Annotated in this window: 16 protein-coding genes; 3 read left to right on the top strand and 13 right to left on the bottom strand. The window is 62.9% G+C overall.

The window, feature by feature from the left end; all coding sequences use genetic code 11:
* Positions 1-53: 53 nt before the first annotated feature.
* Positions 54-4049 (bottom strand): fibronectin type III domain-containing protein, encoded by a 3996-nt coding sequence (locus H7C19_RS21495; protein WP_185671120.1) that lies wholly within the window; start codon positions 4047-4049, stop codon positions 54-56.
* A 202-nt stretch (positions 4050-4251) separates the two neighbouring features.
* Positions 4252-4686, bottom strand: coding sequence for an RbsD/FucU family protein (locus tag H7C19_RS21490; protein WP_185671119.1), 435 nt, complete (start codon positions 4684-4686; stop codon positions 4252-4254).
* 212 nt (positions 4687-4898) lie between these two features.
* Here H7C19_RS21490 and H7C19_RS21485 point away from each other — a divergent pair, with 212 nt between their 5' ends.
* A complete protein-coding gene (locus tag H7C19_RS21485) occupies positions 4899-5570 on the top strand; it encodes a DNA-3-methyladenine glycosylase family protein (protein WP_185671117.1) in 672 nt (223 codons plus the stop codon).
* Positions 5571-5658: 88 nt separating this feature from the next.
* Here the strand turns inward: H7C19_RS21485 and H7C19_RS21480 are convergent, their stop codons facing one another.
* The 10 genes from H7C19_RS21480 to H7C19_RS21435 form a co-directional block, all read right to left on the bottom strand.
* Entirely contained in the window at positions 5659-6105 is a 447-nt protein-coding gene (locus tag H7C19_RS21480; protein ID WP_185671116.1) for an RrF2 family transcriptional regulator, read from the bottom strand.
* An 82-nt stretch (positions 6106-6187) separates the two neighbouring features.
* Positions 6188-7849 (bottom strand): extracellular solute-binding protein, encoded by a 1662-nt coding sequence (locus H7C19_RS21475; RefSeq protein WP_185671114.1) that lies wholly within the window; start codon positions 7847-7849, stop codon positions 6188-6190.
* 7 nt (positions 7850-7856) lie between these two features.
* A complete protein-coding gene (locus tag H7C19_RS21470; protein ID WP_185671113.1) occupies positions 7857-9251 on the bottom strand; it encodes a response regulator in 1395 nt (464 codons plus the stop codon).
* Complete coding sequence (locus tag H7C19_RS21465; protein WP_185671112.1) at positions 9226-10977, bottom strand: sensor histidine kinase; 1752 nt, start codon at positions 10975-10977, stop codon at positions 9226-9228. The genes H7C19_RS21470 and H7C19_RS21465 overlap by 26 nt, the downstream gene beginning before the upstream one ends.
* A 162-nt stretch (positions 10978-11139) precedes the next feature.
* Entirely contained in the window at positions 11140-12915 is a 1776-nt protein-coding gene (locus H7C19_RS21460; protein ID WP_185671161.1) for an extracellular solute-binding protein, read from the bottom strand.
* 196 nt (positions 12916-13111) lie between these two features.
* Positions 13112-14008: a carbohydrate ABC transporter permease gene (locus H7C19_RS21455; RefSeq protein ID WP_185671111.1), complete on the bottom strand. Its 897-nt coding sequence runs from the start codon at positions 14006-14008 to the stop codon at positions 13112-13114.
* A 23-nt stretch (positions 14009-14031) separates the two neighbouring features.
* Positions 14032-14982 carry an ABC transporter permease gene (locus tag H7C19_RS21450; protein ID WP_185671109.1) on the bottom strand — a complete coding sequence of 317 codons (951 nt, stop codon included), beginning with the start codon at positions 14980-14982 and terminating at the stop codon, positions 14032-14034.
* A 631-nt stretch (positions 14983-15613) separates the two neighbouring features.
* A complete protein-coding gene (locus H7C19_RS21445; RefSeq protein ID WP_185671160.1) occupies positions 15614-16786 on the bottom strand; it encodes an MFS transporter in 1173 nt (390 codons plus the stop codon).
* A gap of 277 nt (positions 16787-17063) precedes the next feature.
* Positions 17064-17201, bottom strand: coding sequence for a hypothetical protein (locus H7C19_RS21440; protein ID WP_185671108.1), 138 nt, complete (start codon positions 17199-17201; stop codon positions 17064-17066).
* 189 nt (positions 17202-17390) lie between these two features.
* Complete coding sequence (locus H7C19_RS21435; protein ID WP_185671107.1) at positions 17391-18698, bottom strand: O-acetylhomoserine aminocarboxypropyltransferase/cysteine synthase family protein; 1308 nt, start codon at positions 18696-18698, stop codon at positions 17391-17393.
* Positions 18699-18983: 285 nt separating this feature from the next.
* On the opposite strand from H7C19_RS21435, the gene H7C19_RS21430 reads away from it, so the two are divergent.
* Complete coding sequence (locus H7C19_RS21430) at positions 18984-19550, top strand: TlpA family protein disulfide reductase (RefSeq protein WP_185671105.1); 567 nt, start codon at positions 18984-18986, stop codon at positions 19548-19550.
* Here H7C19_RS21430 and H7C19_RS21425 read toward each other — a convergent pair.
* Positions 19547-19918, bottom strand: coding sequence for a hypothetical protein (locus H7C19_RS21425; protein ID WP_185671104.1), 372 nt, complete (start codon positions 19916-19918; stop codon positions 19547-19549). The genes H7C19_RS21430 and H7C19_RS21425 overlap by 4 nt on opposite strands.
* A 408-nt stretch (positions 19919-20326) precedes the next feature.
* On the opposite strand from H7C19_RS21425, the gene H7C19_RS21420 reads away from it, so the two are divergent.
* The gene (locus H7C19_RS21420; RefSeq protein WP_185671103.1) at positions 20327-21316 is read left to right on the top strand and encodes an acrylyl-CoA reductase family protein; all 990 of its coding nucleotides are present in this window, start codon (positions 20327-20329) and stop codon (positions 21314-21316) included.
* Positions 21317-21416 lie beyond the last annotated feature (100 nt).

Here is a 21416-nt window from a genome sequence, read left to right as displayed (position 1 = left end):
GGCATTAAAAAAGGTACGTGCCTGCAGGCACGTACCTTTTTTGTGAGAATGGCCTATTCCGACCGGGATGCGGCCTGGATCGCTCCGTATGCCCAGTGTCCTGACGGCACATCGGTATAGCGGGGCCGATCCGATGGCGCAGGCGCGCGTCCGACCAGCTGATTCAGAATCGCCGCGGCTTCCGCGCGCGTCAGGATCCGATCGGGCTGGAACGTGCCGTCCGCGTAACCCTTCAAGTATCCGTTCCGCTGCGCTTGCAGGATGGCCGCTTCGGCCCAATGCCCGCGAATGTCGGAGAACGGGGGGCGATCCGTTTGATCCGGCGCTTCGCCTTGCCTAGGAGCGAGGGCCGCCAGCAGCGCGGCCATCTCCGCTCTCGTCAGCTTCGCGTCCGGACGGAAGCTGCTGTCGGGATATCCCTTCATCCATCCGCGCGCAGCCGCCGCCGAGATGCCCGAGACCGCCCAATGGGACGGGGCGACGTCCCGGAACCCCGCTGACGCGCCCGGATCTTCCGCGCCCAGCAGCCTCGTCAGCATAACGGCCATCTCGGCCCGGTTCACGCCCGCGTTTGGCTTGAACGTCCCGCCCGGATAACCGCTCATGTAGGCGGTGCCCGTGTCATGCACCGTTTGGCCTGCCGCGTCGGACCAGCCCGCGATCTCGACGATTCCGAACGTGCTGAAGCGGTCGACGTCGAACGCGATCGCGGATTGGTCGCCCAGCGCGGCGATACGGCCTTGCACGAGCTCGGTCTTGCCGTCGCCATGCTCGATGTAGACGCCGGTATCCCGCGGCAGCCCGGTCAGGCCGGACGGGCCGAGCGGGCCGAGCGGCAGCGTCACTTCGATCGCGCGACCCTGGAGGGTGGTGCGGATATCGACCGGCGCGCCGATCGCGCGAACGGTTCCTTTTCCCGCCGCAGCGACGACGTCCGGCGAAGCGGCGGCGCGGGCCGCGAGGGAACGTCCGGCGGCATCGCCGCGCAACGGCCGCAGCTCCCACTCGATCGGCGCGGTCGCGCCGCGCAGGGAAGCCGACGGCATCTTGACGCCGACTTCCGGCGCGAGGATGCCGAGCGCGATGCCGGCATCCGCGAGCAGGGTAGACGCGGCGGCCGACAGCCGGACGACGCGCAGGTCCGGCTGCGCCGGCTTGTCGTTCAGCGCGATGTCCAGCGACGCGAGCCCCGCCGCCCGCAGCTTGGCGATGGCTTCCCGGACCCAATCGTCCGAGACGGTCAGCGTCTGCACGAGCTCTCCACGCGCATTCTTCTCCAAGCGAACCGGGAGCGTGCCGAGCGCGAGGCTTCCGGCTTTGGCCGTCGCATAAGCTTGTCCGGGATCGGTTGGTGGAGGCGTACCAGCGCCGCTGCCACCCCCGCTGCCGGGGCCGGGGCCAGGATTGCTGCCGCTGCCAGGATCTCCTCCCGTGCCGGCTGCCGGCGTGACCGGTGCCGACGGCGCGGATGCCTCCGACTCGCCTTTGGCGTTCAAGGCCTTCACCGTGAACGTATACGCCGTGCCGTTGGTCAGCCCGTCCACCGTCACGGTCGTCGACTCGCCTTCGCTCTCGATCGTCTTCGCTGCCGCATCGCCGACCCATGCCGTCACGGCGTAGCCTTGGATCGGCAAGCCGCCGTCATTCGCCGGCGCCGCGAACGTCACGGTCGCCCGGCCGTCTCCGGCTGCGGCCGACACGCCGGTCGGCGCATCCGGCACGGTCGTCGTGTCCGGCGCGGACGGCGTCGCCTCGTTCGACGGCGCGGACGCCTCTGACTCGCCTTTGGCGTTCAAGGCCTTCACCGTGAACGTATACGCCGTGCCGTTGGTCAGCCCGTCCACCGTCACGGTCGTCGACTCGCCTTCGCTCGCGAGCGTCTTCACTTCCACATCGCCGGCCCACGCCGTTACGGCGTAGCCTTGGATCGGCAAGCCGCCGTCACGGACTGGCGCCGAGAATGTCACCGTCGCCTTCCCGTCGCCCGCAGCCGCCGTCACGCCGGTCGGCGTATCCGGCGCGCCGTAGGGCACGACGGTCGCCGACGCGAAGTCGGACAGGCCTTGCGCATTGCCCGCGGCGACTTGGACGGCGTACTCGGCTTCCTTCTCCAACTGCTCCCACGAATAGGTCAGTTGATCCGCCGGAAGATCGGCGGTCGCGACTTCGATTCCATCTTTGACCAACCGAACCCGATAAAGGTCGATCTCGCTGCCGCCGTCGTTCTCCGGCGATTCGAAAGTCACCGTCGCCGACTCGAACCCTGCCGTCGCGGCGACCTGGCGCGGCGGCAGCGGCTTGCCCCGGGGAATGACGGGATCGGTCCGTTCGGACTCGGCGGACCAGCCGTTCGCATTTTGCGTCCGGGCGCCGAACAAGTACGCTTTCCCGTTCTCCAACCCTTCCACGACCATCTTCATCGGCTGCTCCGGATCCGCGTCGGCTTCGAGTTCTTTCACTTTCTCCGCCCGCGCGTCGTAGACAAGGACCCGATATTTCGTGACCGACCACGCGCCGTCCACGCCGGGAACGACGGTCACCTCCGCCCCGCCGTCCAGCGGGTTCGCCGCAACGGACGGCGCGCCGGGCGACTTCGGAAGAACCTTCAACGTGAAGCGCCAGTCGCCCGCGGAAAGCCCCGCGTAAGGGCTGCCGTTGGCGTCCAGGAACGCCCCCGCCTCGATCGCCACGCTCAGCGTCGCCCCTTCCGGCCATTGACCGTCCGGTCGGATCTCCACGGTCGCGCCGTTTATTGTCACCCTGTCTCCGGTCGCATCGATGTCGTCGCACTGATCGTGCAGATCGCAAACCGAGATCGTCTTGCCGGCCACGCCCGTCACGGGCCTGCTGAACGTCAGCTGGAGGTTATCGCGCGGATCGAAATTCTCTTCTCCGTATACCGGCAGCGTCTCCTCGAGCGTCGGCGGCGTCCAATCCGCATACGCGGCAACGTGAAAATTCCCTTCCGCATCCGTATACGAGAGATAGGGCGTTCCGTCGTCTCCGACGGCGACGGGCATCAGCCTGACGTAAGCGTAATCCCGAATGCCGAGAGAACCGATCTCGCTCCACGACGTACCGTCCCACTTGATCGCATGCAGCCAGCCTCCCGGGTCGTAGGTTTCTCGATAGGCCAGAACCGGATGGCCGTCGGTCGGATCAATCGCCATTTTCCCGTAGTACCCCGGAAATTGACCGATCCGGCTCCAATCGCCCGCGACGTTGCGGTGCCAGACGATGTTTTGGTTGTTCGTCCCGTTGCCGCTATTGTAGTACAAATACAGGCTGCCGTCGGACGCCGCCTGCAAATCCGTGTAAAAGCCCCACGGATCGAGCGACCCGATATCGCGCCATTCGCCGCTTGCGGAGCGCGACTTCACGATCGGATTGTAAAAGCCGCCAGCCACGTCGAAAAAGGCGACAGCCGGCTGCTCTTGCGCATCTACGGCGATCGCCGGCATGTACGCATCGCCGCCCGAGACGACCTCCAAGCCGCTCCAGGCGCCGTTTTCCAGCGCGCTCACCGTCGCCCTGCCGCCATTGTTCGAATTGCTGACCGCCAGCCAGATCCGGCCCGACGAATCGGATGCGATCGTCGGCTTGCTGCCCGGTCCGATCGACGGGAGCGGACTGCCGACCGCGGACCACGCTTTGCCGCCGGCCTGCTGCTGCCGAACGACGATCTCCCGGCTGTACTTGTCATAATAGGCCACCGAGGGGCGCACCCCGGGCGCGACTTCGAGATCGAACTCGCTCATCCCTTCCGCCACATGGTCGTCTTCGCTCTCCCGCGTCCAGACTCCGTGTTCCATACGGTCTACGAAGAGCCGTTCCGCGCTCGTCCTGGCGAACCACAGGGAACCCTCCGCAAAGGCCAACATGGCATCCTGGGTGGCAGACTGCGCCCCGAAGGTTCCGACGTCCCGCCACTCCTTCGCGGCGGCGGCTTTCGCTTCCTTGGCCGTCCCCCAACCGGCCGCCGCAGGCTGCAGCGCCAGCGCGAGCGCCACTCCTGCGAGCAGCGGGCGGAATCTGCTTTTTCTTTTCATCGATCGCTCTCCCCTCGACATACGCATCGGACTTTTGTCCGCACTTGTCGAAGATTAGCGGAGACCGCTCCCAAAACGCTCCCAAGCGGCAGAACGAACCGTTCTCCCCCCGTCCCCCGCGCTTTCCAGGGACGCAGAGAACCCGCCGATCCGGTTCGGATGCGGCGGGCGCTCTACGCGATCTTATGTTCCTTGGTTCCGGTCAGTCCGGCTTGACGACGCCTTTTTTCAGGATCAGGTTCGCGTACAGCGCCCCTTCTCCCGTGGCTACGACGGCATAGGCCCGTTTGGCCCGCTCGTAGAATGCGAACCGCTCGACTTCCTCGAACGGCTCCGAGAGGCCCGTACGGTCGCGGATAATGTCGCCGTACGTTCCCCAGATCGGGGTCTCGACCGTTTCTCCCGGCACGACCTGCATCAGCGCGGCCGGCCGCTCGACATAGGGGTCCAGCGGCAGCAGCTGCAGGATCGCATCCAGCAGCGCCGGGATGCCGTGTCCGTCGCAGCGGATCAGACGCTGCGCGTGGCTGGCCGCCGGGAAGTTGCCGTCGGCGAGGACGATGTCGTCGCCGTGCCCCATTTCCATCAGCACCTTGAGCAGGTCAGGCGAGAGGATGGGCGGGATTCCTTTTAACATAGGGTCAGCCTCCAAAATTCCTATAGATGTATGTAAGCGCTACGAGAATTGTACCACGATCTAGCGGGACCGAGTAGCCGCCGTTTTCGCGCTTTGCGGGATCGCGAACTCCCAATCCCCATTACCAGAAATAATAAGTATAATAAGGATTAAAAGGAGCCGGAGACGCGAACCCCCGGCTTCGAAATCTAACGAAGAGGGAGGCGCTGCCGATGACGACGAGCCGCGTGACCGAGCTGAATGCCGACCATGATTACGTGCTGGCACTCTGCGCCGCCGATCCGCATCTGGCGAAGCTGATCGGATTGATCGGGGATCTCCCGTTCAAGATCAGCGACGACCCGTTCTCCTCCCTGGTGCTCTCGATCGTCGGGCAGCAGCTCTCCGCCAAGGCGGCCGCGACCATCCGCTCCCGCGTCAAGACGCTGTGCGGCGATCGGGTGAGTCCCGACGCCATCCGCGCGCTATCGGAGGAGGAGCTGCGGGCGGCCGGCGTCTCTCGACCCAAGATCGCCTATATACGGGACTTGGCCGAGCGGATCCACTCCGGCCGGCTCGACATCGCGGCCCTCCGGGAGATGGACGACGAAGCGGCCGTCCAGGCTTTGACGGAGATCAAAGGCATCGGAACGTGGACGGCCGAAATGTTCCTCATCTTCGCCCTCGGCCGACTGGACGTGATGTCGTACGCCGACGTAGGGCTGCAGCGGGCCGCCAAGTGGGCTTACGATCTCCCCGAGACGCCCAAACTCCGGTACTTGCAGCAGGTGGAGGGACCTTGGTCGCCTTATCGAAGCGTCGCATCCTTGTATCTGTGGGCGGCGATCGACCATGGATACGTGGATTCGGGGCGGCGCCTCGACGCGCTCGCCTCCGCGGACTAAATGGTGAACCAAAAGAGGACGCCCCCTGCGGCTCGGGGCGTCCTCATCTTCTATGGTTGCCGTCGGGAATCGTCCTAAGCGCACGGCCTTACCCGTAGACCTGCCGGATCAGATCGGCGATCGTCTTCCTCCCTAGCTGCTCCATCATCATCTGCTCCGATTGCTGGACGACTTCGGTGAACGCGTCCCTCATCTCTTGGCCGATCGGACCGCAGCTAGCGGTATCCATCATGCCCGCGTACAGCGGGTCCGTCATCTCGAGCGCGCGGTACACCTCGGCGAGCGTAATCTCGGAGGGCGGTTTCTTCAAGAAGTAGCCGCCGTCGCGCCCTTCCCTCGCCTCCACGATCTGCGCCCGCGCCAGACGGGCCAGAATGCGGCGCATCAGCGTCGCCTCCGTGTAGCACTTGCCGGCGATCTCGCCGCTCGGACAGCGCGTCCCGTTATCGGCGTGATGAGCCAAGTATACCAAAGACTGCAGAGCGAATCCGAACCACCGGGGCGTCGCCACGCCTCCGCACCTTTCAGTTGCCATTGACACACCTCCGTCCGACGGAATGCTGATGTTAGCTATTGCTCTCTAGTATAGCGCATTTTCCGTCGGATTGCCTTGGAATTTATGCGGATCCGCGCACGCTCTCCGCGACCTCGGCGGCGATCCGGTCTCCCCCCGACCGCTTCCATCGTTCGACGAACGCGTCGAAGGCGTCGATCGGCCATTCCCCGCTGATGATCTTGGCATAGGTCTTTTCTTCGAGCTTGCGCAGCGCCTCTCCTTCCTGCAGCATCGTCGGCGTCGGATCCGGGAAGAAGCTCTCGACGCGGATCATCTTCGTCTTGCTGACGGCGCCGCCCAGCAGATACGCCTGGGAATCGCTCCAGGCGTTGATATTTTTGAGCGGGTTGTCCCGCTCGGTGACGGCATCGTCATAGAGGCGCTTCGTCTCCGCGTCCAGCTGGTCCGGATCGATGTCTCCCGCGAGCGCCTGCACGAGGCGATCGTGCCGCTGCACGACCGCGTCCGGATGATCGAGCAGCAGATCGAACGGATAATAGTTGCGCAGCTGCACGCCCGTCTGCTCCGTATAGGCGAGCAGCTGCTTGCCGTTCGGATCCTGATTGCGCTCCAGTCGGGTGAATACGTTCAGCAGCTTCAGCACCGCCTCCGGGTGCGCGAAACCCTGACGCACGACCAGATAGCGGTCGGTCGTCGGCGCCGTGCTCGTGACGAATTGGCCGCTGTCGTCGATCGGCACCGCATAGACCTGCCACTCCGCCTTCGTGTCGGCGGCGACCGACTTGGGCAGCGGGTAATACGGCGCCCACCAAGGACCGAAGAACAAGCCCGCCTGATTGGTGGCGACGAGGTCCTGCGGATCCTGCCGGAGCATGAAGTCCCGGTCGAGGATGCCCGCGCGGTACCAGTCCGCCAGCAGCGCGAGCGCCCGCTTCGCCTCCGGCTGGATCGAGCCGTAGACGGGCTTGCCGTCCGCCCCCGCGATCCATCGCTTGGGGAAGGCGTGGAACGCCGCAAAGACGCCGTTCAGCCCGTTGTTGCCCGTCGTCTGGTCGAAAACGAGCGAGCGGTCGACGGGGATGCCGGCCGTATTCGCCCGGCCGTCTCCGTCCGGGTCCGCCTTGCGGAACGTCTGGACGATGCGTGCGATATCGTCCAGCGTCCTCGGCGGAGCCAGCTTCAGCCGGTCCAGCCAGTCCTGGCGCACCCAGACGTAGGTCGGCGCGTCCGCCTCGATCGCGACGTTCGGCAAGCCGTACAACCTGCCGTCCACGGTCGCGTCCCGGATCGCCTTGCCGTCCGTCGCGTCGTACAGCGATTGGACGAGCGACGAAGCGTACTTCGGATAAATGTCCGTCAGATCGGCCAGCTGCCCGCTGCGGGCCAGCTCCAGGAACTGCTCGCGATTGACGACGAGGGCGTCCGGCAAATCGCCGCTGCGAATGGCGTAATCCGTCTTGGAGACGTACTGCAATTCGTCCTGCGCTTCCCAGACGTAGCGGATAGAGATGCCGGTCTGCTTCGTCAGATAACGCGTCAGGAAGTTGTTCTCGCTCGTATCGCCTTCGGGAAGCTGGATGTCCGCATAGAGATGCGGGATGCGCAGCGTCACCGGGGCATCGTAGGGCGCATAGGCGGCCGGCTCGGCTGCGGAGCCGGCCGGTGCCGAGCCGTCTCCGCCTCCGCCGAAGCACGAACACAGCATCAGCAGGGCCGCCGCGCTCGCGGCGAACCGTACCCAGGCACATTTCGCTGCTCTCAAGTCGGCTTCATCCTCCCCCGCCCGCCGCCTGCCGGAACTCGGTCGGCAGATAACCCGTCTTGTCCCGGAACACCCGGCTGAAGTACTTCTCGTCCTCGAATCCGACCCGGTTCGCGATGTCCCGCACCGGCAGCCCCGTATGCAGCAGCAGCGCCTGCGCCTGCTCGATCCGCATCCGGCGCAGCGCGTCCCCGAACGGCTCCCCGCCCGCGAACTTCTTGAAGCATTGGCTGAAGTAGCTCCGGCTCATGCCTGCCTTCCGGGCTACCTCGTCCTGCGTAAGCTCCTGCCCCGCATGCTCCTTCATGTAGAGCACCGCGCGAATCAGGCTCGCGAACACCTCGCGGGAGAAGGACGCCGACGTGAGCTGCTGCTGAACCTGGAGCGCCGCCGAGGAGAGCCAGCTCTTCCACTGCTTCCACCGATCCCACTCGCTCATCTCCGCCGGGAGCGCTCCCGTGCCGCCTCCTCCCGTCTTCGCCCACCCGAAGTAACCGGACCAGGCCGATGCCGTCTCCGCCGCGAAGCGCCGCAGCCGGTCCGGATCTACCCGCCAGCGCTCGATGCGTTCGACGAACCGTCGCCAGTCCTCGCCGAACACGAGCCACTTCAACTGCTTCCACTCCTCGAACGCCGCTTCGATCTCGCGTTCGGCGGGCGCCCCGTCGGGCTTCAAGGCTTGGATCTCCACCGGTCCGGCCGGCTCCAGCGCATAGAACAGATACGTGGGCAGATGCTCGCGCAAGAGATGCTCGGCCTCCGCCAGCGGCATGCCGCCTGCCGCGTTCACCTGCACCGCCTGCCAACCCCCGGCGATCCGCGAAGGCAGCTCGCGCGCCCAGTCGGCGCCGTCGGTCTCGGCGAGCAGCGCCATCCAGAGGCGCTCGCCGAGCCGTCTGATCTTGCGTCCTCCGATCGCGCCGAGCGGCGGACCCGCTTCCGCGGCCGCGCGCGGGTGAAGCGGACAGAAGACGACCGCCGAACGGAACGCGCGCTCCGTCCCGCCGCCGGGCTCCCGCGCCTCCCGGGCGTAACGCCTGGCGATCCGCTGCATCGTCTCGTCTACGTTGCTCTTGTTCAGCAGCGTCTTGACGATGTAGTCGATCGCGCCGATGCGCAGCGCCTCCTGCACGTAGTCGAATTCATGATGGCAGGTCAAGATGACCGACTTCGTCCAAGGATACCGTCCCCGGGCCTCCTCGATCAGCTCGAATCCGGACATGCCGGGCATGCTGATGTCCACGAACATCAGATCGACTTCCTGCCGGCCTAGCAGATCCATGGCCGAAGGACCGTCCTTCGCCTCTCCGACGATCTGCATGCCGTAGGCGGACCAATCCGCGAGCGATATGAACCCTTTGCGTACGCGTTTCTCGTCATCGACCACCAACGCTTTGATCATGGAGCTCGACCTCGTTTCGAATCGGAATCTCCGCGAAGAGGACGGTGCCCGCTCCCGGCCGGCTCCGGATCTGCAGCCGGTCGCCGCTGCCGTAGAAGCTCTCGAGCAGCCTGCGCACATACTTCAGGCCGATGCCCATGCCTCTCCTCGGGCGCTCATCTTCATCCGCGAACAGCTTGCGGATCTGCTCTTCGTCCATTCCCGGCCCGTTGTCCGTCACCTGCAGACGCAGCGTCCCCGCCGGCGTCAGGCGCACCGCGATGACGATCAGGCCGTGCTCGTCGTTCTTGCCGTGATAGATGGCGTTCTCCACCATCGGCTGCAGCAGAAAACGCGGGATCGCGACGTTCTCGGCCGCCGTGTCCACCTCGATCCGGAAGCTCAGCTCGTCCTCGTAACGGTAGCGCTGCAGTTCGATATAGTCCCGGAGCGCGGCGATCTCTTCCTTCACCGTAACGATCAAGCTATGCTTGCCCATGTTGTATTGCAGCACCTTCACGAGCAGCGTCACGATCATATCGATCTCTTCCTGGCCGTTCGACCGGGCGACCCACTGCACCGTGTTCAGCGTATTGTGCAGAAAATGCGGATTGATCTGGCTCAGCAGCTTCTCCGTCTCGAGCTGGTACTTGGTCCGCTCGTTGCTGCCTACCTCGGCGATGAGATGGTTTACCGTCGTCTTCATCACCTGGAAATTGCCGAGCAGCTGGTCGAATTCCTCCACCTTCGTATATTGGACGGGCGCCTCCCGCTCTCCGGTCATCCGCACGATCTCCCGATTCACCTTGCGCAGCGAGCCGTACACCTTGCGCCAGATAAGCATCGCGAGCACGATGGCGAAGGCGAAGGCAAAGGCGAACAGCAGGATCATCCGCCGCAGCCAGATGTCGATCTCGTGATTGAAAGCGCTTTTGCTGACGGCCGTCACGAGCTTCCAGCCCTGCGGACTCTCGTAGCCGAACAGATAGTATCCCTGATAAGGCTTCCCGCCGTCCCGCGCCGCCTCCCAACGCAGCTCCCCGGGAGCGATCGGAGGCGTCCCCTCGTCCGCATATACCGCCCGGCCGTTCTCGCCGATCAGGTAGTGGGACACCTTCATGCCGTACCAGGCGCCGTTCATGAACTTGCGGAACGAATTGTAGTTCGTCTCCAGATAAATAAAGACCGACCGGTTCGGATCGGTGCGGACGACCCGCAGCGAGGAGAACACCGTGTTCTCGCTGTTCTTGTATTGGGTCCGGTGCGGACCGTGAATCTCGGCGCCTCGGTATCGGACAAACGGCGGGAGCCCGCCGATGCCGAACGCGGGCTCGACCGGCAGATTGGTGAACAGGACCGGATCCGTCGCCTGGGGCATGTAGTAGACGGTCAGACCCAGGTCCGGGCTGGTGAAGTTCACCACGTTCAGGCTGTCTTCGATGTCCTTTTTGATGGCCGCCTTGTCGTAGGGTTGGGTAGTTCGCAAATATTGGTTCATCAGCTCCGCGATGCGGCCGTCCAGCGCGAACTGCTTGGAGACGAAGTCCAGGTTGTTCACTACGGTCTCCAGCCCCGTCGCTTCCTGCTTCAGGCTGGCGTCGATGCCGCTGCGGATCTTGTTCGACAGGATGCCGTGCAGCGAGGCGTACGTGAAGGCGGAGAACAAGATCGGCGGAAACAAGCACGCGACGAGCAGGTAGATGACCAGCGTCTGGCGCAGCGTGCCGGGCTTGAAGGGATGCGGCATCCGAAAAAAACGCGTAGCGAACAGTGTGCGGCATCCCCTCTCGGCGTATGAAGATCTGTGATCCCATTCTACCAGCTTGATCGCCGGCAGGGAACAGAGCAAGGTATGGAAGCCGCGTCTCCGCGTCCCCCATACCTTGCTTATGCCGCCGGTCTTAGCCGTTTATTGTTTGCGGTATGCGAACACTTTCTCGTTCTGCTCCTTGTTGAACGCGAGCACGTCGTCGTAGCCGAGCCCTTTGGCCTTCGCGATCATTTCCTTCTTCAGCTTCTCGAACTCGGCGTCGTTTTTCGCGAACACCATTTTCCACGAGTATTGCTTGATCACTTGCGCTACCTGGCCCTGCTTCTGGGTCAGATCGTCCGGCATGACCGTCGGCGCGGTCCCGGTGAAGATCTGCTTCTCGACGGCGAGCAGGTTGTTCTTCTCGAGATATTCCTTGGCCGTCGTCGCGCCGCCCATCGCCGCCCGCCAGTTCTCCTCCAGCTTGTTCGGCGCTTGGGCAAGCGTCGAGGACCACAGGTTGTAGTCGTACGGCTCCCCGGTTTCGGGGTTGATACTCGTGATCTTGAACGTAGAGTTGTTGATCTGGTTGGATCCGTCTCTCCACGTGCCGCCGCCGTACTCTGCGGGTACCGGCGTCGTATTCGACGGGAGCGCCTCTTTGCCGAAGTCCGTCAGTACTTGCTTGCCGCCTTCGAGCTTCCAGGCGAGCCCTTCCGGACCGTAGTTCGCGACCGTCGTCCCTTCCGGGCTGTACAGCCAATCGAGGAATTCCATGATGCGCTCCGGATGCTTCGCCTTGGCGCCGATCGCCCAGACGCGGTTGCCGCCGTACGGATTGAAGCCGTAGGAGAACGTGCGCTCTTCCTGGAACGGCACGAGCGCAAAGCCTTTGCCCTCGGCCAGCCGTTCCGGCGTATTGTAGGTGTTCAGCCACGGGAACCAGGTAAAGAGGATCTGGCCGTCCTTCATCTTGTTGGTGACGTCATCGAACTTCTGCGTGAGGGAGTCCGGGTCGACGAGACCCATCTGGTTTGCGTCGTAGTAAAGCTTGAGGCCGCGCATATAGAAGCCGTCTTCGTCGAGCACGCCCTGCATCTCGTCCTTGTCGGCCGAGATCAGCGTGAATCCGCCGGGGTTGAATCCGTCGCCTTCGTCGAAGCCGTTGAGCCCCGCCCAAGCCTTCGTGTTCATCATCATGTTGCCGTCCCAATCCTGCCACATGGAGAAGGCGTACGTCGGACGGCCGGAATCGCTTTTCGGCTCCAGCTCCTGCATTTTCTTGAGTACCGGCAGGTAGTCTTCCATCGTCTTGATCACGGGGCTGCCGGCCTTCTGATACAGATCGAACCGGAGGTTCGGGTGGTAGGTCAAGTCCTTCGCTTCGGAAGGACCTGCCTTGTCTTCCCCGACGTCGAAGCCGATGCCGTATACTTTGGAGCCGCCGCCGAAGTTGGCCTTGTTCTTCTCGATCGCCTTCGGCGCGTACTTCAGGATATTCTGGCCGTACTTGTCGAGCAGTCCGTCCTGCGTCCAGTCGAGCAGCATGCCCGTCTTGATCGCATCCAGGTACTTCTGCCCGTCGTCGCCGAATACGACGAGTTCGCCCAGACTGCCGGCGGACATCATCGCGGAGAACTTCACGTCGCCGCCTCCCTCCAGGTTGGAGGAGATGATGTTCAGATCGAGATTGAATTTGTCCTTGACGACTTTGGCGAACCAGCCTTGCTGCTCGCCGGAGAAGTTCGACAGCATGGAGAAGACGTCGATCTTGTAGGCGTCCTTGTTCGGAGCCGACGAAGCCGAAGCCGACGGATTCTGCGAGGAGCCCGAGGCCGATGGGGACGAAGATGCGTTCTTGTCGCCGCCCGACGAGCAGGCCGCGAGACTCAAGGCGAGCAGGACGGCGGTCGAAGCCAGGCCTGTTTTTTTCATTTTGTTCAAAGCGATTGCCTCCCTTTTGGTATCCGGTAAATGAACCTGCCAACGCTCGGAAATGTCTTGCCTTGCGCTTGCCTTTGCTCTTGCCCGATGCCGCCCGCGGACGATGCCGCAAGCCCGGCGCCGCCCCGCTCACCCCCTTTCCTGTCGCGCTTGGGCGTTTCTCCGGTTCGATCCGTGCGGCCTCGCGTCAGCCTTTGACGGCGCCGATCATGATGCCTTTGACGAAGTAGCGCTGGAAGAACGGATAGACGAACAGAATCGGGATGACCACAATCATGGATACCGTCGTCCGGATGGACGTGGCGGTCTGCATCTTGGACAGGTCGATATTGGCCGCTCCGCCGCTGCTGCGGATGATCGAAGCGATCGAGTTGGACTCGTTCAGATACTTGTAGAGCACGAATTGGAGCGTGTAGTACTTCTGGTCGGTCATCAGGAACACGGTGTCGATGAAGGAATTCCACTGGCCGACGGCGGCGAAGATCGCGATCGTGGCGGCGATCGGCATGATCAGCGGGAGGATGATGCGGCCGAACAGCGTCATCGTGCCGGCCCCGTCGATCTCCGCCGATTCTTGCAGCACCTCGGGCAGCGATTCGACGAACGTCTTCACCAGGATGACGTAGAACGGAGAGACGATTGCCGGCAGGATATAAGCCAGGAAGTTGTTGGTCATATGCAGCTTCATCATGATGACGTACCATGGGATGATCCCGGCGTTGAAGTACATCGTGATCATCATGAAGCGGTACCAGAACGTGCGTCCCCACATCTTGCGCTTCGTGAAAATAAAGCCGAGGAACGCGGAGCCGAGGACGGCGGTCGCGGTCCCGATGACCGTCCGGCCGAGCGAGACGATCGCCGCCTGGGAGAGCCCCTTCAGCTTCAGCACCTGGACGTAGTTGTCGAAGTGGATCTCCTTCGGGTACCAGGTGACGAGGCCGCGCGCGCTGAGGTCGTTGCTGCTGATCGTATTGATGAACAGATAGTAGAACGGGAACAGGCATAGGAACGTGAAGATCGCGAAGAACAAGTAATTCAAGGTCTGGAACGCCGCGTCGCCGAACCGGATGCGCGATGTCATGAGCCTCACCCCTTATGTCGGATTCAAATGATCGATTCGCCGCGTACCCATTTGGACAAGCGGTTGGCGAAGAACAGCAGCGCGATGCTGACGAGGGATTTGAGCATGCTCACGGCCGTGGCGAACGAGAAGTTGGCGCCCAGCATCCCGGTGTTGTAGACATACAGGTCGAGCACTTCGATATGGTCCTTGTTGATCGCATTCTGGAAGACGAAGTATTGCTCCATCCCGTTGTTGATGAAGTTCGCGATGGACAGCAGCAGCAGGACGAAGAAGGTCGGCATGATGCCGGGCACCGTGATGTTCCACATCACCCGGAACCGGCCGGCGCCGTCGACCTTCGCCGCGTCGTACAGCTCCTGGTCGATCGAGGTGATCGCCGCGATGTACATGATGGCGCCCCAGCCGAGCCCTTTCCACGTGCTCCACAGGATCATCGCCAGCCAGGTATGGCTGTCGGTGGCCAGATAGTTGACGCCTCGGTCTTGGAAGCCCAAATCGATCATGAGCTTGTTGATCAGGCCGTTGTCGACGTTGAACATCATGAAGGCGATGGAGTAGACCAGCACCCAGCTGATAAAGTTCGGCAGCGTCGTCAGGATCTGCACCGTCTTCTTGAACCACAACGTCCGAATCTCCGTGAGCAGGACGGCGAACGCCACCGGCAGCACCGACGTGAGGATGCCGAGGCTGCTCATCGCCAGCGTGTTGCGCATGACGCGCATAACCTCTTGCGTCTGCGTCGGGTTCGAGAAGATGGACCGGAACCAGTGCAAGCCGACGAACGGCGTGTCGCTCAGAGAGTAGCCGGGACGGTAATTGTACAGCGCGTAGATCCAGCCGTAGAGCGGCAAATAACTGAACAGGAACACCAAGACGAGAAAAGGAAGCGCATACAAAAACAGCCGGTATCGATCTGGAATTCCTCTCCCGCCCCGGGCGAGCGGACTGGCCGTGCTGACGACCGGTTTCATGTGGACCCCTCCTGCCGGAACGCGCGTGCTAAACCGCTTACAGAAATCGTTTTCCAGTTCAGTCGCGAGTTACCGTGTTGTTTCGATCTGCTTCTCATTGTAAAGAGTTATCGGTAACATACGGGATACAAAACCGTTCGCCGATGCAGGATTCCCGTTGCTTGGCGGAGAACGAATTTCTACCTCGAGCGAACCGTTTTCACCCTTGCGGGCGCGAAAAAGCCGCCGGGTAGGCGGCTTTGGGACAGCTATGAAGGCGAGAAGCAAACGACCGCGTGTTGAAAGTTATATTTCGTCCTATTCGGTTTCGTTCTCTAGAAAACCGGTTTTATTGGTTTAAAGACAGAAGGCATGGCTTATATCGCAAATAGCACAAAGGAATTTACGGACACAAACGGTCATTTGGTTAACGGCGAATACACCATGGCCATCGATTTATCCGATTTTGAGAGCAACATTGGAAAAGAATTGTACAATGATGGCACTTATAGAATCGATGTGCCGAAAGGTCCCCTATATCATCAAGAAATTGGCGCATATTCGCTGCTGCTAGGCCAAAGGGGCTGTCTCAGGTCGCTTTACGACCTTATGAGACAGCCCCTTTCGCTCATAAACGATGGGAAACGCTTCATTAAGCGGCGGTACGCTTCCGGTCGGATGGCAGCAGCATGGTGAGCAGCCCGACGAACGGCAGGAAGCCGATCGACTGCATGACGCTCGTCATGCCGAACACGTCCGCTGCCTTGCCCAGCACGACGGCGCCGATGGCGCCCATGCCGAAGGCGAGGCCGGTCGTGAGGCCCGAAGCCATGCCGACCTTCGCGGGCATGAGATGCTGCGCGTATACGACGACGACCGAGAAGCCGGACAGCAGGATGAGCCCGAGCAGGAAGATGGCCGGGTACACAAGCCAGAGCGGCAGATAGGGGAGCATGAGCGAGAACGGAATGGCGCCCGCGATGGAGAAGACGATCATGTTTTTCAACCCGATGCGGTCGGCGGTCACCCCGCCGAGGAAGGTCCCGAGCACGCCCGCGGCCAGGAACAGAAACGTCGGAATCTGAGCCTGCTGCGTCGTGAGACCGTAATGCTCGATGAGATAGAATTGATAATAACCGCTGATCCCCGAGTGGTACCAGGAACGCCCGAAGACGATAAACACGAGCAAGCTCATCGCGAAGACGACTCTCGGGTGACTCCGCTGCTCCAGGTTCAAGCCGCGGCCGCCCTTCTTCGCGCCCGAAGCTTTCCAATTCTGCAACTGCTTCTTGTACCATGGCACGAGACCGAGCAGGACCGCGATCGCGAGGCCCGCGAAGAGCGTCCCCCAGATCGCGCCGAATTGGCCGAACGGGATGAAGATGGCGTACGCCATGAGCGGCGCGAGCGAACTGCCGGCGTTGCCGCCGACCTGGTAGACGGATTGCGCGAAGCCGCGCTTTCCGCTCGCCGCGAAGTAGACGACGCGAGAGCCTTCGGGGTGGAAGATGGCGGAGCCGAGGCCGATGAACAGTACCGCGACCAATACGCTCCAGAAGGCCGGAGCGAGCGCGATGCCGACCATCCCGAGCAGGCTGAGCGCCATCCCCATGGGCAGCAGATAAGGCCGCGAGGTCCGGTCGGTATAGCTGCCGACCACCGGCTGCATGACGGAAGACGTCATATTGAGCGCGAACGTGATCCAGCCTACTTGGACATAGGACAAGCTGAGCGATTTCTCCAGAACGGTGTACATGGCGGGCACGACGGCCTGCATCGAATCGTTCATCATATGAACGAAGCTGATGGCGAGCAGCACGGGCATGACGGTGACCGAAGCCGCAGCGGCGCTGCGCGTCTCCGGCGCGGTGGAAGCTGACACGATCGAGGTTCCCTCCTCGCCTTGTCGGTTACGCGATCCTGGCGGAGGGCGAGGCAAGGCTTCTGATGAATCAAAAGTTTAGAAGCGGACTACCGGGAAGTCAAGGATAATTTGAGGGCAACCGCTCGCAGGACGCCACGATCGACACACGGACGGCAAAAAGCGACCGAGGCGCAAGGCCCGATCGGCCCTGCTACCCCTGTCGCCCTTTGCCCCTTGCTCAATGGCCGTTGAAGTCCGGGATCGCCTCGTAGAACAGGCGATCGTACAGCGTGCCTTCATCCGTAGAAGCGTCCAGAATACCCAGTTCCTTCTGATACTTCCAGCGAATGAATGCCGGACGCCTTCGGCGCGACAAGTTGAATGCAGCCCGCGTGCTGGCCGCCGGTCAGCTTCACGTCGAGCCCCTGCTCGATCGGCTTGAAATTCTCTGTCTCGCCTATGTTCACTGTCTCAACGAAGTTCTCTGTCTCGCCTGAGTTCTCTGCCTCCGACGTTCCTCTCCGTCTCCTCCCGCTCCCTCCCTTCCGGAGCCGGCTCTCCGCATTCACGGCGCCGCGACCGGCGTTCGCGCGTGCCGGATCGCTTGGGCCAGATCGTCGATCAGATCGTCCGGATCCTCGATCCCGACTGACAGCCGGATCAGCTCCGGCGTCACGCCCGCGCGGGCTTGCTCCTCCGCAGACAACTGCGCGTGCGTCGTGCTGGCCGGATGGATGACGAGCGACTTCGCGTCCGCCACGTTAGCGAGCAGCGAGAACAGCCGCAGCCGGTTGATCGTCTCCTTCGCCGCCTCGTACCCGCCTCTTACGCCGAAGGTGAAGATCGCGCCCGGACCTTTAGGGAAATACTGCTGAGACAGCGCATGATATTTGTTGTCCGCCAGCCCCGGATAGTTGACCCACTCCACGTCCGGGTGACCGTTCAGGAACGCCACCACCTTGCGGGTATTCGACAGGTGCTTCTCCACGCGCAGCGACAGCGTCTCCAGCCCCTGCAGCAGCAGGAACGTGTTGAACGGGCTGATGGAGGCGCCAATGTCCCGAAGAAACTGCACCCGGACCTTCGTGATATACGCCAGCTCTTTGAATTTCTCGACGAAACGGATGCCGCCGTAGCTCTTGTCCGGCTCGGTAAAACCCGGAAATTTGCCGTTCGTCCAGTCGAAGCGTCCGCTGTCGACGATGAGTCCGCCGATGGACGTGCCGTGTCCCCCGATGTACTTGGTGGCGGAGTGGACGACGATGTCCGCGCCGTGATCGATCGGGCGGAGCAGGTACGGCGTGCCGAACGTGTTGTCCACGATGAGCGGAATGCCGTGCGCGTGGGCGATCTCGGCCACCCGCGCGATATCGATCAAGTTGATCCCCGGATTGCCGATCGACTCGATGAAGACCGCCTTCGTCTTGTCGTTGATCGCCCCGCGGAAGTTCTCGGGATCGTCGGGATCGACGAAGCGCGTGCGGATGCCAAGCTTCGGCAGCGTCACGTCGAACAGGTTAAACGTCCCGCCGTACAGCGTCTGGGCGGCGACGATCTCGTCGCCGGCGCCCGCCAGGTTGAAGATGGCATACGTCACGGCTGCCGACCCGGATGCGACCGCCAGGGCGCCGACGCCGCCTTCGAGCGCGGCGATCCGCTGCTCCAGCACGTCGTTCGTCGGATTGCCGATTCGGGTGTATAGATGCCCTTCCTCCTCGAAGCTGGCGAGCCGCTGCCCCTGCTCCACGCTGTCGAATACGAAGGACGTCGTCTGATAGATCGGCGTGGCGCGGGCGCCCGTCGTCGGATCGGGTCTGGCTCCCGCGTGAATCTGCAACGTGTCGAACTTCCAATTGGGCTTAGCTTCGCTCATACCGCACATCTCCTCGGTCATATTGGGGTGGGAAAAAGAAAGAGACCGGACGGCGCACCCGATATCGGGAACGGCATTCGGTCTCCAGCGGCCTGGTCAACGCGATCGGGAAATGCTTTGTCATTTTACCGGATTGATACGGTGTTCCGGAATCATCGTCCAAACTTTGTCAACCCTGATTGGAAACCGGGACGTTGGGACATATTTACAGAAAGCGAAGAAGGATAATCTCCGGTTTATCAATGGATATAATCGGAAATAACATGGCGAAAGGTTGTGTCTCCGATGAACAAGGTTAAAACTTGGCTCGTCCTGATCCTCGTAGCTGGCACCGCGGCATTCGCCCTCTATCACGCGTTCGCCGGCGGCGAAGCCGCGGCCAGGCCACGCGCGAATCCTGCGGCGGCGCTGAAGGAGGCGCCGGAGATCGACGCCCTCGCCCCCGGCTTCAATCTGCATGGCATGGACGGGCGGTCCTATACGCTCAGTCAGTTCAAGGGCAAGCCGGTGATCCTGAACTTCTGGGCCTCCTGGTGCGGCCCCTGCCAAGACGAAGCGCCGAGCCTCGCCCGGCTGTATGCCCGGCACAAGGACGATCTGCAGATTCTAGCCGTCAATCTCACGGCGGCGGACAACGAATCGGATGCCCGTAAATTCGTCAAAGATCATGGCTTTGCATTCCCCGTCCTCCTCGACGAAGACGGCAAGACCGGCCGCCGGTACCGCATCCGGCCGATCCCGACGACGTTCTTCATCGACGCGCGGGGCGTTATCGTGGACGGCGTCCTGGGCGCGCTGTCCGCCGAAGCGCTGAATAACCGCGCTGAGCAGCTGCTGAAGACGCACGGCTAAGTCCGCTTGCGCCGCGCCTTCCGCGCGGCCGTCGTCGCGATCGCCGCGGCCAGAACCAGCCCGCCGGCGACAAATGCCGCCTTGCCGATGCGATCCTCGGTCCGCTCCGCGCCCGAGCCTCGGATCCCGGCGTCTCCGCCCCGATCCGGGGTCGTGCCGGCTGCCCCGGACAGCCGGACCGGCTTCGGCGCCGTCCCGCCGGAAGCTGCGATCGTGTCGCTCTCCGGAACCTGGATCGGCCTTCCGTCGTCCGCCGGCGAATAATGACACGATGGCAGCGTTCCCGTTTGCGCCTGCGCCGTCTCGGCCGCGGTCGTCTGCCCGCCCGCAGCCGAGACGGCGGACGGCGTCAATCCCAGCGTTAGCACACATCCGGCTAGCCAGGGCGTTTTTCTCAGCTCATCGGCTCTCCTCCTCTACGCTCGACTCACTCCACCTCGAAATCGAAGCTTGCCATCGTCATCGTTCCCGTTTCTTTGGGCGTCATATGGACGAAGACATAATAAGCACCCGGCTCCGAGAACGAGCCCCGCGCCGGCTAGCGGAATCTTCTCGGTGGCTTCCATGCGTTGCAAATCCTCCTTCGATATCGGACAATAAAAAGAGACCCGCTCCGCGTAGGAAGGGGTCGCCGGTTAAACCGGTAGACGGCTTTTTTATTATTCCGATAATATTAGTCGGTAATTATGCTAATACAATAGCACCGGCCAGTCGGATATGTCAACCGCTATCTGTCAGCTTAGGATTCGAATGGAAATCCAAAGGAGGCGCTGCACATGGACTCGTTTCGGGCATTGGTCGTCGACCGCCAAGGAGATTCGCTATCGGTTAAGGTACAAGCGCTGACGCTCGATCGGCTGCCGGAAGGAGACGTGACGATCCGGGTTCGCTACTCAGGCGTCAACTACAAGGACGGGATGACCGTCGTGCCGAACGGTCCCATCGTGAAGCACTTCCCGCATGTGCCCGGCATCGACCTGGCCGGCCACGTGGCGGCTTCGAACGACCCGCGGTTCAAGGAGGGCGACGAGGTGCTCGTCACCGGGTACGGCCTCGGCGTCTCGACCTACGGCGGCTATAGCGAGTATGCTCGCGTGCCCGGCGATTGGGTCGTGCCGCTGCCGGCCGGGCTCAGCATGAAGGAAGCGATGGCGCTCGGCACGGCCGGCTTCACGGCGGCGCTGTCCGTGCACCGGCTGGAGGAAGCCGGTCTCGCGCCGGGGCAAGGCCCGGTACTCGTGACTGGCGCGACCGGCGGCGTCGGCAGCGCGGCGGTGTCCATGCTGGCCGGGCGCGGATACGAGGTCACTGCCAGCACGCGCAAGGAAGAGGAACACGGCTTCCTGCAGGAACTGGGCGCGAGCGAGGTGCTGGCGCCTGATGCGCTGCGCATGCCCGAAGGGCGCGCCCTGCATCGGGAACGCTGGGCGGGCGCCGTCGACCCGGTCGGCGGCAGCTTCCTGCCGCACGTGCTGGGCACGGTACGGTACGGCGGCGGCGTCGCGCTGAGCGGGTTCACCGGCGGGGCAGACTTCGCGACCAACGTGTATCCGTTCATCCTGCGCGGCGTCCAGCTGCTCGGCATCGATTCGGTGCTCTGCCCGATGCCGCTGCGCAAGCGGACCTGGGAGCGTCTCACAGGCGAGCTTAAGCCCTCCGGGCTGCTCAGCGCCATCGCGCGCGAAGCGACGCTGGACGAGCTGCCGGACGCGCTCGACGCGATCCTGCGGGGCGAAGTCCGCGGCCGGGTGCTCGTCGCGCTGTAAGCCGGCGGCGGCCTCGCTGCATTCCGCGAGGTTGGTGGTGGGTCGGGGGCGAGGCGTAGTTGAGGCGGGATTGGTGTTGGGACGGGGTTGGTGTTAGGAC

The organism is Cohnella nanjingensis, assembly GCF_014212125.1.
Taxonomy (GTDB): Bacteria; Bacillota; Bacilli; order Paenibacillales; family Paenibacillaceae; genus Cohnella; species Cohnella nanjingensis.
This window is presented reverse-complemented; position numbering and strand designations above follow the sequence as displayed.